Source organism: Leadbetterella byssophila DSM 17132, from assembly GCF_000166395.1.
Taxonomy (GTDB): domain Bacteria; phylum Bacteroidota; class Bacteroidia; order Cytophagales; family Spirosomataceae; genus Leadbetterella; species Leadbetterella byssophila.
In genome coordinates this window covers 3,448,498-3,461,289 of sequence record NC_014655.1, presented here as the reverse complement: position 1 = coordinate 3,461,289, position 12,792 = coordinate 3,448,498, and the positions used below count along the sequence as shown (strand labels likewise).

The 12,792-nt window shown below is 41.0% G+C and carries 11 protein-coding genes; 5 read left to right on the top strand and 6 right to left on the bottom strand.

The window, feature by feature from the left end:
• Nucleotides 1-17: 17 nt before the first annotated feature.
• From LBYS_RS15315 to LBYS_RS15305, 3 genes are read left to right on the top strand one after another with little or no spacing between them, the layout of a single operon-like run.
• Nucleotides 18-1,493, top strand: a complete 1,476-nt coding sequence (locus LBYS_RS15315; protein WP_013409758.1) for a DUF4301 family protein — start codon at nt 18-20, stop codon at nt 1,491-1,493.
• Nucleotides 1,494-1,499: 6 nt separating this feature from the next.
• A complete protein-coding gene (locus LBYS_RS15310) occupies nt 1,500-3,920 on the top strand; it encodes a penicillin acylase family protein (RefSeq protein ID WP_013409757.1) in 2,421 nt (806 codons plus the stop codon).
• Nucleotides 3,920-4,285 carry a hypothetical protein gene (locus LBYS_RS15305; protein WP_013409756.1) on the top strand — a complete coding sequence of 122 codons (366 nt, stop codon included), beginning with the start codon at nt 3,920-3,922 and terminating at the stop codon, nt 4,283-4,285. Before LBYS_RS15310 ends, LBYS_RS15305 begins: the two co-directional genes overlap by 1 nt.
• Before the next feature lie 11 nt (nt 4,286-4,296).
• Here LBYS_RS15305 and LBYS_RS15300 read toward each other — a convergent pair whose 3' ends face one another.
• Nucleotides 4,297-5,538 carry an ABC transporter permease gene (locus LBYS_RS15300; RefSeq protein ID WP_013409755.1) on the bottom strand — a complete coding sequence of 414 codons (1,242 nt, stop codon included), beginning with the start codon at nt 5,536-5,538 and terminating at the stop codon, nt 4,297-4,299.
• Nucleotides 5,539-5,659: 121 nt separating this feature from the next.
• On the opposite strand from LBYS_RS15300, the gene ggt reads away from it, so the two are divergent.
• Nucleotides 5,660-7,423, top strand: coding sequence for a gamma-glutamyltransferase (gene ggt / locus LBYS_RS15295; protein WP_013409754.1), 1,764 nt, complete (start codon nt 5,660-5,662; stop codon nt 7,421-7,423).
• Nucleotides 7,424-7,535: 112 nt separating this feature from the next.
• Entirely contained in the window at nt 7,536-8,234 is a 699-nt protein-coding gene (locus LBYS_RS15290; protein ID WP_013409753.1) for a hypothetical protein, read from the top strand.
• A gap of 31 nt (nt 8,235-8,265) precedes the next feature.
• On the opposite strand, the gene LBYS_RS15285 is transcribed toward LBYS_RS15290, so the two are convergent.
• The 5 genes from LBYS_RS15285 to LBYS_RS15265 are packed head-to-tail and all read right to left on the bottom strand — an operon-like array spanning nt 8,266 to nt 12,744.
• On the bottom strand, nt 8,266-9,111 hold the full coding sequence (locus tag LBYS_RS15285; protein WP_013409752.1) for a ChaN family lipoprotein: 846 nt from the start codon (nt 9,109-9,111) through the stop codon (nt 8,266-8,268).
• Nucleotides 9,112-9,119: 8 nt separating this feature from the next.
• Complete coding sequence (locus tag LBYS_RS15280; protein ID WP_013409751.1) at nt 9,120-10,121, bottom strand: hemin-degrading factor; 1,002 nt, start codon at nt 10,119-10,121, stop codon at nt 9,120-9,122.
• A gap of 9 nt (nt 10,122-10,130) precedes the next feature.
• Nucleotides 10,131-10,904: a heme ABC transporter ATP-binding protein gene (locus tag LBYS_RS15275; protein ID WP_013409750.1), complete on the bottom strand. Its 774-nt coding sequence runs from the start codon at nt 10,902-10,904 to the stop codon at nt 10,131-10,133.
• Entirely contained in the window at nt 10,898-11,896 is a 999-nt protein-coding gene (locus LBYS_RS15270; RefSeq protein WP_013409749.1) for a FecCD family ABC transporter permease, read from the bottom strand. The genes LBYS_RS15275 and LBYS_RS15270 overlap by 7 nt, the downstream gene beginning before the upstream one ends.
• Entirely contained in the window at nt 11,893-12,744 is an 852-nt protein-coding gene (locus tag LBYS_RS15265; RefSeq protein ID WP_013409748.1) for a heme/hemin ABC transporter substrate-binding protein, read from the bottom strand. Before LBYS_RS15265 ends, LBYS_RS15270 begins: the two co-directional genes overlap by 4 nt.
• Nucleotides 12,745-12,792 lie beyond the last annotated feature (48 nt).

Genomic DNA, 12,792 nt, shown 5'->3' with positions numbered 1-12,792 from the left:
TTTACCGATTGCCCCTTATGAATTTCAACGAAAAAGACCTTAAACAAATCAGAGACAGGAAAAGCGAGCTCTCAACGATTGAAGCGCAACTAGAAAACTTTAGAACAGGATTTCCATTCATCAAGGCCGTCCGACCAGCAACCATTTCTGACGGCATCTTGCGTCTGGACGAGGAAAAATTGGAAAAATATCAGACCTTATTCCATAAAAAAGCCAAAAACCTACTGAAATTCGTGCCGGCTTCCGGAGCAGCCAGTAGAATGTTCAAATCCCTATATTCCGCAAAAGATGAAGGAAAAGTAGATGCTTCCGTTCAGCAATTTGAAGAAAATCTGCAAAAATTTGCTTTCTACAATAGCCTTTCCACCTTTATCAAAGAAGAAACTTTGAAAGGAAAACTAAATGCCTTACTTACTCCTCAAGGCTTGGATTATGGCAATCTACCCAAAGGGCTCCTGGAATTCCACTCTTACCCGGAGAAAGCTCGTACGGCCATAGAGGAACATCTGGTAGAAGGTGCATTGTATGCAAACCATAAGGGGAGAGTCAAACTACATTTCACCGTTTCTCCGGAACACAAGAAGAAATTCAAAACACTTATAGATCAAGTCAAAGAAGAGTACGAAAGAAAATACGAGGTTAAATACTCCATTTCATTTTCTGAACAAAAATCCTCTACTGATACCATTGCGGTAGATGCTAAGAACGAACCTTTCCGTGATGACAAAGGAAACCTCCTATTCAGACCTGCAGGACATGGAGCACTATTGGAAAATCTCAATGATCTAAAAGCAGATATCATCTTTATCAAAAATATAGATAATGTAGTACCGGACCATTTGAAAAACGAGACGGTTAAATACAAAAAAGCCTTGGCGGGAATTCTTTTGGACTACCAAAAAACCATCTTCTCCTTTATCAAAAGGTTAGAAAAAACTGAGGTGAGTGCTTACATGATCCAAAAGGCCAATAGATTCCTTCGTCAACAACTGAATGTTGAACCTCCTAAAGGTTTTAGAAACTGGTCCATAGAGGAAAAGAAGGCATTTGCTATAGAAAAGTTAAGAAGGCCGCTTCGCGTATGCGGTATGGTGAAAAACGTAGGCGAACCGGGTGGAGGTCCATTCTGGGTGAGCAATACAGACGGTTCCGTTTCTCTCCAAGTGGTAGAGTCAGCCCAATTTAATTTACAGAACAAAAGACAGAAAAGCATTTTTGAACAAGCTACACATTTCAATCCCGTAGACTTGATCTGCTCATTTAAAACTCCGGAAAACACCTATTACCATCTTCCGGATTTCAGAGATGACCAAACCGGCTTTATCACAGAGAAATCTCAGAACGGGAAAACCTTAAAGGCTCAGGAACTTCCGGGACTGTGGAACGGTGCCATGGCGAATTGGAATACCATTTTTGTGGAAGTACCTTTGATCACGTTCAACCCTGTAAAAACAGTCAACGATTTACTAAGAAAAGAACATCAACCCTTATAAACATATATGAAGTTATTAAAGTACATATGGAGTCCACTGCTTGCCATTGGCCTCATCTATCTTTTTGATCACCCGCTGGGCTCAGCCCCGGCCTTGGGTAAGTTCTTCAGTCCCTTCCACGGTTTCCTGCAAAATACCACCCAAGAAGAAGACCTATCTGAAGAAATCTTCTTGGAAGGAGTAAAAGAGCCTGTAAAAGTAGTTTACGACCAAAATTATGTCCCCCACGTTTTTGCTGAAAACGAAGACGACCTATACTATACCCAAGGATATCTGGTAGCCCGAGACCGTCTTTGGCAAATGGAATTCTATACCTTAGTGGCAGCAGGACGCTTGACAGAAGTAGTGGGCGAAACCGCCTTTGAATATGACCGATACAACAGAAGATTAGGCATGGCCAGAGCGGCCCAACAAATCGTAGAAGAGCAAAAGAAGATCCCTGAAGCATGGAATGCTTTGACTTCCTATGCAGCCGGAGTTAATGCCTACATATCTCAATTGTCCTATAAAAAGCTACCGGTAGAATATAAAATTCTGGGATACCAACCGGAAGAATGGACCCCTTATAAGACCGTATTGATGCTGATGAACATGCGTCAAACCCTCAATGGTCAAAGTGATGATTTTAGACTTACTAATGTTTTAGCCCAATACGGAATAGATACCATCAAAGATCTTTTTCCAGATTATGCTTCTAACGAATCTCCTATCATCCCTGCCGGAACCCCTTGGAAATTTACTCCAATAGAAGTTAAATCCCCTGAGGAAACCCTGCCTCCACTTGACAAGGAATTATTGAGTGAATACATAGAAAAACCAAATCCGGGCATAGGTTCTAATAACTGGGCCATAGGAGGATCAAAATCCGCCACCGGCCTCCCAATTCTTGCAAATGACCCTCACCTGGGCCTTAGCCTTCCTTCCATTTGGTTCCAGATGCAACTTTCTGCGCCGGGAGTGAACGTTTATGGAGTAGCTCTACCGGGCTGTCCGGGTATCACCATAGGCTTCAATAAAGACATAGCCTGGGGTGTAACAAACGTGGGATCTGATGTGATGGATTTCTATAAAATCAAATTCAAAGACGACACAAAAAAAGAATACTGGTATGATGGTCAATGGAAACCTTCCACCATCTACATTGAAGAATTCAAAATGAAGAGTGGGAAAGTGATAAAGGATACTTTGATCTACACCCACCACGGACCAATAGTCTACAATGAGCAAAAGGAGACTAACTTTAACAAGTCTACTCCTGCGGGACACGCCATGAAGTGGATTGCCCATAACACGGTAGGCTCAGATTTGCTTACTTTCCTGAAATTAAACAAAGCAAAGAACTATGAGGATTACAGGGAAGCTTTAGCCATCTACTCTGCACCGGCTCAGAACTTTGTTTTTGCCAGTAATTCTAATGATATAGCCATAACCGTTAATGGTAGACTACCCCTGAAATGGAAGAACCAGGGTAAGTTCATTTTGGACGGTAGTAATCCGGAGCACGAATGGCAAGGATACATTCCTTTCGAACAAAATCCAACTGTCAAAAACCCACCCCGTGGTTTTGTAAGTTCCGCCAATCAGTTCTCTACTGATCCTACCTACCCTTATTACCTGGGATGGAAATTCGCTCCTGCTTATAGAGGTCAAAGAATCAATCAGCGCCTGGATCGTATGAAAAATGCCACAGCGGATAGTTTGAGAATGCTGCAAAACGACAACTACAACCTAGTAGCTGAACGACTTCTTCCGGTTTTACTGCCTGTCATTGAAAAGTCCAAGCACAAAGAGGCGGTGGAAGTACTGAAAGAATGGGATAGAAATAACGAAGCTAATTCGATAGCAACGACCATCTTTGAAACTTGGTCCAGAACATTGAGCGATTGGATCTGGGAGGACGAATTCCCAGACATGTACCCCAATCCGGACCGTACAGCTCTTCTCTTGACAAAGGAGCAAAATGCAAAATGGTTTGATAATGTACTGACCGCAGATACCGTTGAAACCTTTGAATATATAGTAGCGGGAAGTTTCCAAGCCACCTTAGATACCCTCACCAAACATCATGGTGAAATGAAGAACTGGGAATGGTACAAGGTGAAAAACACCGGTATCAATCATTTGGTACCCGCATTCAAATCTTTTAGTAGAAGTACCATTAAAAATGGTGGTGGTGCACAAATAGTGAATGCCACGACCACTAGAACCGGCCCATCCTGGAGAATGGTAGTTGAACTTGATAAAGAGTGGCCTAGAGCTTATGGTCTATACCCGGGTGGACAGTCAGGCAGACCTTCAAGTAAATATTATTCAAACATGATAGATGATTGGGCAGAAGGACGATTAAATCGTTTGATCTTTATGAAGAGTAAGGATGAAAAGATCGACAAACATCTAAAAAATATCATCATTAACCCTAAGAACTAATGTTGTACTTATTGATCTTAATCATAGGGGCGATTGCCTCATTAATTGGCCCGTGGTGGATGCTTCCACTGGTGGCGGCCATTATCTGTGCCTTTAAATCTCAGAGTGGAAAGCAGGCCTTCTGGATATCTGCAGCTGCAGGAGTAAGTTTATGGTTGGGATATTCTCTTATATTGGCTTTCTCAGGCAAGGAGAACCTGATTGATAAAATTGCGGCTTTGTTTTCAGCGAATAGTTCTGCTTTAGCTAGTGTACCAAGTTTAGCCTTAGTATTATTCATCTCTTTCCTCGTCTCCGGTTTGAGTACAGGAATGGCGGGACTAGCAGGTAAACATGTAAGATATTTATTTACAAAGGGAGCATAAAGCTCCCTTTTTTATTTCGCACGAATAGCTATTACCGGATCCATATTTGCCGCCTGGAAAGCAGGAACTAATCCGGCTACCACCCCAATAATACTCGATATCATCACTCCAAAGATCATGTTCTTCGTTGAGAGTACAATCTCCATTGATCCCAGAGGTATAAAACTGATGAAATAAACCAGTACCAAGCCTATAAAACCACCTAATAAGCAGAGAAATACGGCTTCAAAAAGGAATTGGAAGAGTATAAAGAAATTCTTAGCTCCAAGGGATTTTTGGATACCAATGATATTCGTCCTCTCCTTAACGGAAACGAACATAATATTTGCTATACCAAATCCACCAATCAATAAGGCGAAAAGACCTATTACGAAACCTCCCATTCTAATGGAAGAGAAAATAGTGGTCATAAAGTTCACCAAGGCATCTGGTCTATTTAAAGCAAAGTTGTCTTCATCCAAAGGCCTTAAACCTCTAATGGTACGCATTTGCCCTCTCAGCTCATGTTCTAGATTTTCTAATCCATTTTCTACATCCTTAGCTTTTACCTGAATGGTCCCCGTTAAGAATCCTGATCCAAACATGCGCTTACTTTTCAAAAAAGGAATAAAAACCTTTTCATCCGGGTTACCCGCAATCTCTATCATTTGCTTACCCTTCTTCTCTACTACTCCTATCACTGTGAAGTTTTCTCCTTTCAACTTAATCCTCTTGTTGATAGGATCTTCATTCCCAAATAAGGTTTCTGCTACACTAGCACCTATAATAGCTACCGGACGTGCAGCGTCTACTTCTTGTTCCAAAAAATACCTGCCCTTCTCTATGGGAACTTCATTAATCTCACTGTACTCATAACTTACCCCCTGAATCAATGAACGAAAACTGCTACTTTCCCTTTTCGCTACAGCATTATTCCATGTAAGGATGGTGATAGCCTCCGCTTCCTTCAAATTATTCTTCAGGGACCTGAATTCCCTATAAGTAGGCATAGGACGTGCAAAATATTTCCACCAAGGATAATCCTCCTCTCCTAATCCCCAAGTAAATCTTTCTATATATATGGATTGGCTACCAATACTGCTTAATCCTGATTTTACATTGTTTTCCAATGAATCAACCATAGTATACACTCCTATGATGGAGAAGATACCTATAGTTACACCTAATAGAGACAAAACAGTACGCAATATATTAGAGCGCAACGCCTGCCAGGCAAAACGAAAACTTTCTAGGGTAAGCCTTAAAAATAGCATTTCAGGTTTTTTATTGTAAAAGTCATTAAAAAATATGTAGTTTCAAGGCTTAATTTGATCAAACCTATATTTAGTTTTATCCAACGGTCATTTTTAGTGATTGACGGAAAGCGAGTAAGAAATGAAAAAAGGAATCTACTTCATCTCCACCCTAATTTTACTATGGGCAGGAGCTTGTAAAAACGCTCCAAAAAAAGAAGAAAACAAAGATCTATTCACTCTATTTGTAGAGGACAACAAACCATTCTATTCTGACAAGAAAGGAGTATTTGCAAAGAATGGCATGGTAGCTTCAGCACATGAAGAAGCCTCAAAAGCCGGGATTGAAATCCTTCAAGCCGGGGGGAATGCCATAGATGCTGCCATAGCTACCCATTATGCCCTAGCCGTAGTATTCCCTTTTGCAGGAAACCTAGGCGGTGGCGGTTTTGCCGTTATTCGTAAGAATAATGGAGAATTCCACTCCATAGACTTTAGAGAGAAAGCTCCTCTTGCGGCCCATCGTGACATGTATCTGGACAAAGACGGTAACGTCATTGAAGGGTTAAGCCTTAAAGGACATCTAGCCAGTGGAGTACCCGGATCTGTAGACGGTACCGTTGAACTCCACAAAAAGTTCGGAAAACTGAGTTGGGAAAAAATCCTTGAACCGGCTATCCGACTAGCAGAAAAAGGTGTCATCCTTACCGAAAGGGAAGCTAAAGGTCTAAATAACTACAGAAAAACCTTCCTGGAAGTAAATGGAGACGATCTTCAGTACTTTGTAAAACCGGATAGAAGCGACTGGAAGACAGGTGAACTCCTAGTACAGAAAGATCTAGCAGAGTGTTTGAAAAGAATCCGCGATCATAAACGTGAAGGATTCTATAGCGGGAAAACTGCCGATCTCCTCGTCGAAGAAATGAAAAGAGGGGGAGGAATAATTTCCCATGAGGATCTTCGTCAATACAAATCAGCTTGGAGAAAACCTTTAGAAGGGCAATACCGCGGTTATAAAGTAGTATCCATGGCCCCTTCTTCCAGCGGAGGAATTGCCTTAATTCAGATGCTGAAATTAGTGGAACCTTACCCTCTACAAGAATGGGGATGGAACAGTGAGAAAACAGCGCAAGTAATGATCGAAGCGGAAAGAAGAGTATATGCGGATAGATCGAAATGGCTAGGAGATACTGATTTCATCAAAGTGCCCATTGACGAACTACTATCTTCAGATTATTTAAAAGAAAGATGGAAAGATTTTAATCCTGAAAAAGCTTCAAAAAGTTCAGAAATAGAAGGTGGCACCATTCCCGGTTATGAATCCCAAGAAACTACCCATTTCTCTGTGGTAGATAAAGACGGAAATGCTGTGTCTTTAACTACAACCATAAATGGAGCTTATGGTTCCAAAGTGATTGTGAAAGGTGCAGGCTTCTTAATGAATAACGAAATGGACGACTTTGCCATCAAAGCCGGCGTTCCTAACATGTTTGGATTAACCGGAAACAAAGCTAACGAAATAGCTCCGGGTAAGAGAATGCTTAGTTGTATGAGCCCAACTATCATCGAAAAAGACGGAAAACTATTCATGGTAGTGGGTACTCCGGGAGGCTCTACCATCATGACCTCTATTTTCCAAACCATCTTAAACGTGATAGATCACAAAATGAGTATGCAGCAATCTGTAAATGCTTTGAAATTCCATCACCAGTGGTTACCGGACAGAACCGTATATGAAAAAGGAGCTTTCTCTGAGAAAACATTGGAAGCTTTAAGAAAGAAAGGCTATGTCATGGATCAGCAGTCGGGTACCTTAGGAAGAATGGATTGTATACTGGTTTATCCTGACGGAAGACTAGAAGGAGCCTCAGATCCACGAGCAGATAACACTTCAGTAGGATATTGATATTCAAATATTTAACTAGAGTCCGCAGAGTTTATCTGCGGATTTTTTTAATTTTGTTTCCAACCATATCACACTGCACTAGGTCTCATTGTTAGTAAAACAAATATTAACCATGAGAAAATTACTTTATGCAATTGGCCTGATGACCTTGGCTTTTTCTTGTTCAAATGATGATTCCGTAAACCCGGATAACATTGTAATTGATGACAATTTCAATGCTTCTACTAAAGACTGGGTAAGTGGCTTCGCTGACTATCCTTCTGGTATGGAAGAAGAGTGGGAAATCTACGCAAAGCATAGTAAACTTCCTGCACCATTAGACACTACTAAGAGCGGCATTAAACTTCAAGGCTGGAACCGTAGTGACGATTTATTCATGTACCTTTCTAAAAAGGTTAGCACCGGAAAACCTAACACAGAATATAAAGGAACTTTTGAAGTGGAGTTCGCAACTAATGCGGCAGAAGGGTCAGTGGGTGTAGGTGGATCCCCGGCTAACTCTGTATACTTCGGAATAGGTATAACAAACGTAGAACCTAAAAAACTAATTGACAGTACTAACAATTATGTGACGGTGAATTTTCAGAAAATGCAACAAGCCGGTGATGGAGGAGACATGAAAGTAATAGGCGATGTTTCAAACGGAAAAGACAAATTTGAATATACTTTGGTGAAGAGAACGGGAGAGTTTACCGGAAAGACAGATAAGAACGGTGACCTTTGGTTACTTGTGGGTACAGATTCCGGCTTCGAATCTCTAACCGCTTTATACTATACGAATATTAAGGTTAAACTCGATCGCGTAAAATGATAAAGGGCACGCAAATGCGTGCCTTTTTCTTTTAATAACTTTTCGCCATATCTACAGGAATAACCAGATTGAATTGGGTACCTTTCTGAGGTAATCTAAGATCTGCATCTTCTGACTCCATAATAGAAACCACAGCTACTTTTAACTCCGGCCTGGCTTTCTTCAAGTACCAATATATCCCACCAAAATCTTTACTATGAAAATCTCCGTGAAAATGTAAGAGCTGCTTTCCGGGAGCCCAAACCTGAAGAATAGATTCCGCCATGGTGGCATCTTTGATAGCCTGCGCGGCTACAAAATTCATAGCATTTGCCCCTGAATGTACCATCTTTACCATTTCCTGATATCCTGGAGTATCTAAACTAACATCAAAAGGCAGCTTCACCACATAAGACCTTTCATCGTCACTCAATTTTAGTGAATCTAATCCTTTCCTGGCTACTTCTGAGGCAAACCTGCGAGGAACATTAGTTGCCCGGAAAACCAAACCTTCCTTCTTGGCAAAATCTACCAATGGAGCATAATCAGTAGGATGATTCTTCCAAAGTCTCACTTCTTCACCTAACTGCTTACTGTCTATCTCTCCTTTCAAATAACGGTCTAAACCCTCCTGATTATCCCTCTCAAACATTTCCGCACCTAAAATGAGCTGATTACCCTTCTTTGCATGCAGAGCTTTTAGTGTGCGCAACTGCGCCCAGTGAACGAAGGCATTATTATGTAATTCTCCAAACAGAACCACATCATATCCTTCTAAGGATTGGATCATCTTTTTAAAACTCACCTCCTTTCCTTTATCATTATATAATCTGTAAGGAACAAGATCTTGTGCAAAAGTTTGACAAGAAATCAGCATCAGGATTAGTACATATTTCATATTTAAGGTTATAATAAGTTTACCAGATCTCGCCACTCTGGCATTTCGGGTAGCCCAGGCTTTCTTTTTCCAAATAATTGTACAATTATATCACCTTTTTTGTCAAATACTTCTATTGAAGTCACTATCCCATCATCGGTGGGCTTTCTGACTATCCAACTCTGTTCTATTTTTGCCACGTCCAAATGTAAGTTGAAGTCTGGATCCATTACATTGAACCATGTCCCATGCCAAAGTGTCCTCTGCACAGGTCCTGTATGAATCTGAATATTCCCTCTGTTACCCACGAAAACCATTATATGGAATCCTCTTTTCGCTGATTCTTCTATAGCTTTTACCACCAGGTCTTTTTCAATTTTCTTTGCAAAGTATTGATCCGGGGCTAACCTTAGAGCTTGAGTCCTACTAACCCCATATTTCTTTAATAAGGAAAAGAAATGGTGCGTATCTTTTAAGTTTCTCCAATCTTGGTGAAATCCAACCGTGTCAATTTCTTCGTCCGGTTTCTCATCAGAATTCTGCAAGACTGGTACTATCTCCAAATGCTGAGGTTCATTTTTGAATTTACTTACCAAAGTTTGAAAAGCTCCTATATGGCTGTCTTTTGTCAAATAAATCTTATGAAGGGCTAAACCATCTTTCCCAAAAAACTGCAGGCTCTTTTTATCTCCTTCTTCCACTGCAAATCCATATTTCCAAGCAGATAAAAAGATACGCATATCAATATCTTCCCCTACAAAAAGCTGAGCATGAGGATTTGAAAAATCACCATTTAGGTAAATACCTTTTCTTTCATGAACGCAAGCCTCATTTCGGGTCAAAGCCATCACCTTCCCAAGTTTCTCAACTTCCAATAGGATAGATGCAAAATCAGGCTTTAATGGTACCACCCCTTCCTGTGTCACCAACAATTCCGCTTCACTCACACCCAAAACCTCCGCAGCATTTCTAATTCTTATTCTAGGATTTTCAGCTTTCAGTTCATCCCATTTCTGTTTTAAAGCAGTCATATTTCCAAATTATTTATCGCCAAAAAATATTAATCTTTTACCTGTTTCCGGATGTAGAAAAGTTTGAGCGGGGAATCCATAAGCAGCGCTCAAAAATTCAGTAGTCATCACTTCCTCGGGCTTTCCTACAGAAAGCACCTTTCCCTCTTTCATCAATAGAATTTTATGCGCGTATTGGGCGGCCAGATTCAAATCATGCAGCACCAATACTACTGAATTGCCTTGCTTTACTAGTTTTCCAATGATATCCAGCACCAGATGTTGATGTTTAACATCCAAATTATTCAATGGTTCATCAAGCAATAGTAGTTTATGGGCTATTACGTTTTTTAATTGCGCCAAAACCCTAGCCAAATGAACCCTTTGCTTCTCCCCTCCCGAAAGGTGATTATAAGGTCTTTTTCCCAATTCAGAAATTTCCACTTCAGCCATGGCCGCATGTGCTGCACTCCAGTCTGCCTCATCTGGTTCTGAAGAGAAATAGGGATATCGACCCATAATGACTACTTCTTCCACCGTCAAAGGTATATCTGTGGCAAAATGTTGAGAAAATTTCGCCTTATGCCTACTTAACTCAAGTGTATCCCAATTAGAAAATGATAACTTTTTGAAATCCACTTGCTCGCTTTTGAGTTCATTGGAAAGGATGTTTAATAAAGTAGATTTGCCGGCCCCATTAGGTCCTATGATAGCCAGAATCTCACCGTATTCTAAATCCACATTCACTCCTTTGAGGATAGGAATCTGCCGGTGGCTATAATGTATCCTTTCTCCCTTTACCATTTCATTGAACTTTTTAAAATAGCTACAAAGACCGGTGCACCTAAGAGGGCGGTCAATATACCTACTGGCAATTCAGCCGGTGCCACTATAGTTCTGCTGACCGTATCAGCAGATAAAAGCAGAATGGCTCCCCACACCGCCGAAAAAGGCAATAGATAAACAAAATTCGAACCTAACGTTAGTCGCAGAAGATAAGGAACCACTAATCCTATAAAGTTTATGCTGCCGCAAAAAGCGACTGAAACACCAACCATTAAAGCGGAGAAAACGATCACTCTCCTTTTAACCGTTTCTACTTGAATGCCCAAATGCTCCGCATCCGTTTCGCCTAACATAAGAGCATTAAGTGCCTTTCCCTGCGGCAACAAATACAAAAATGATCCTACCAACACAAGTAATAGTATCCCATTCTTGGTCCAGGTGGCCCCACCTAAACTTCCCAAATTCCAAAAAGTAAGATCACGAAGCTGGTCGTCTTTAGCCACATAAGTCAATAAGCCAACTAAAGAAAATCCCAATGCTGAAACAGCCACTCCGGCAAGAAGCATAATAACCACCTCCACCTTCCCACCCCTTTTAGCTAAGCCATAAACAAGGATAATAGCAAACAAGGCGCCCGTAAACGCGGCAACACTAATTAAAGAATATTGAATAACCTCTGGAATCCATAGACGAAACCACTCTCCTAAAACAATGGTCAGCGCTGCCATTAAAGTTGCACCAGCTGTTACCCCTATTAAATCAGGGGTAGCTAGGGGGTTACGAAAAATACCTTGCAAACTACATCCGGAAACGGCTAAGAGGCTTCCTACTAACATTGCCATAACAATTCTTGGCAATCTGACCCCTCGGAAAATATATATGTCGTTCGCCAAACCTTCACCCATTAACAACTCTATTATGGATGACTTAATAGGGTATACACCTACACCGGTCGCGGCTAAAGCTAAGACTAAAAGCAAAGCTATCGATATAATCAACTTCTTTTTCAAGGCTTATCAAAAGGAATCAGAGCTTTATTCAATGCCAATACAGCCTCACCAGTCCTCGGGCCAAAATGGGAAATCAATCCTCCATCCATACTGATGATGGCCTTGTTCTTTCCGGCTGTGGTCTGGGATATTCCGGGGACTGCCATTAATCCTTCTACCCCTCCTATGCTGGCTAGTCCGGAATGGAACATAAGTATGACGTCTGGGTTACTTTGCAATAATGCTTCAGGACTTAATGGCTTAAAATCTTCAAATCCAGTTACGGCATTCTGTGCATCTGCCAAACTCACCATGGCACTAAATGAAGTCTTTTCTCCAGCCACCATCAATGTACCAGCGCCTCTTGCGTAAATAAATAGGACCTTCAGCTTCTTGTTTATATTTTGTAGTCTCTCTAGATCTTCTTGAATCCGGGCATTGACCGCCTCAGCCTTTTGTGAGCCCACAATCTCTGCCACGGCTCGCACTAATCCCTTAGCCCCCTCTACAGAATATTGCTGATCCAATAATTCAACACGCACGCCCGCATCTTGCAGTTGCTTTGTTACATCAGGATTTAGATCATCCCTTAGTCCTAAAACCAGTGTAGGACGCAATGCTAAAATAGGCTCTACAGTAATATTTCTAACGTGGCCTAGATCTTGAGCAGTCAATTTTAAAGATTCAGGGAAGGTGCTAGTGACATCTACACCTACTACTTGATCAGACATCTCAAGCGCGGCTAAAGTTTCGGAAATAGCTCCGCTTAGAGATACAATCCTATTGGTGCTCTCTTCCTCCTTATGATCACTTTTGCAACTTAAAACGCTGCCTAAAAATATAATGAAAACGTATATCGAACATTTCATACTATTTGTAATTAATCTAAATAAAAACAAATGTATAAATAAATTCGA

What these genes read in the sequence shown, in the direction of transcription:
- LBYS_RS15315 (WP_013409758.1), top strand. Translation starts at nt 18, where the DNA reads ATGAATTTCAACGAAAAAGACCTTAAACAAATCAGAGACAGGAAAAGC.
- LBYS_RS15310 (WP_013409757.1), top strand. Translation starts at nt 1,500, where the DNA reads ATGAAGTTATTAAAGTACATATGGAGTCCACTGCTTGCCATTGGCCTC.
- LBYS_RS15305 (WP_013409756.1), top strand. Translation starts at nt 3,920, where the DNA reads ATGTTGTACTTATTGATCTTAATCATAGGGGCGATTGCCTCATTAATT.
- LBYS_RS15300 (WP_013409755.1), bottom strand. Translation starts at nt 5,538, where the DNA reads ATGCTATTTTTAAGGCTTACCCTAGAAAGTTTTCGTTTTGCCTGGCAG.
- ggt (WP_013409754.1), top strand. Translation starts at nt 5,660, where the DNA reads ATGAAAAAAGGAATCTACTTCATCTCCACCCTAATTTTACTATGGGCA.
- LBYS_RS15290 (WP_013409753.1), top strand. Translation starts at nt 7,536, where the DNA reads ATGAGAAAATTACTTTATGCAATTGGCCTGATGACCTTGGCTTTTTCT.
- LBYS_RS15285 (WP_013409752.1), bottom strand. Translation starts at nt 9,111, where the DNA reads ATGAAATATGTACTAATCCTGATGCTGATTTCTTGTCAAACTTTTGCA.
- LBYS_RS15280 (WP_013409751.1), bottom strand. Translation starts at nt 10,121, where the DNA reads ATGACTGCTTTAAAACAGAAATGGGATGAACTGAAAGCTGAAAATCCT.
- LBYS_RS15275 (WP_013409750.1), bottom strand. Translation starts at nt 10,904, where the DNA reads ATGGTAAAGGGAGAAAGGATACATTATAGCCACCGGCAGATTCCTATC.
- LBYS_RS15265 (WP_013409748.1), bottom strand. Translation starts at nt 12,744, where the DNA reads ATGAAATGTTCGATATACGTTTTCATTATATTTTTAGGCAGCGTTTTA.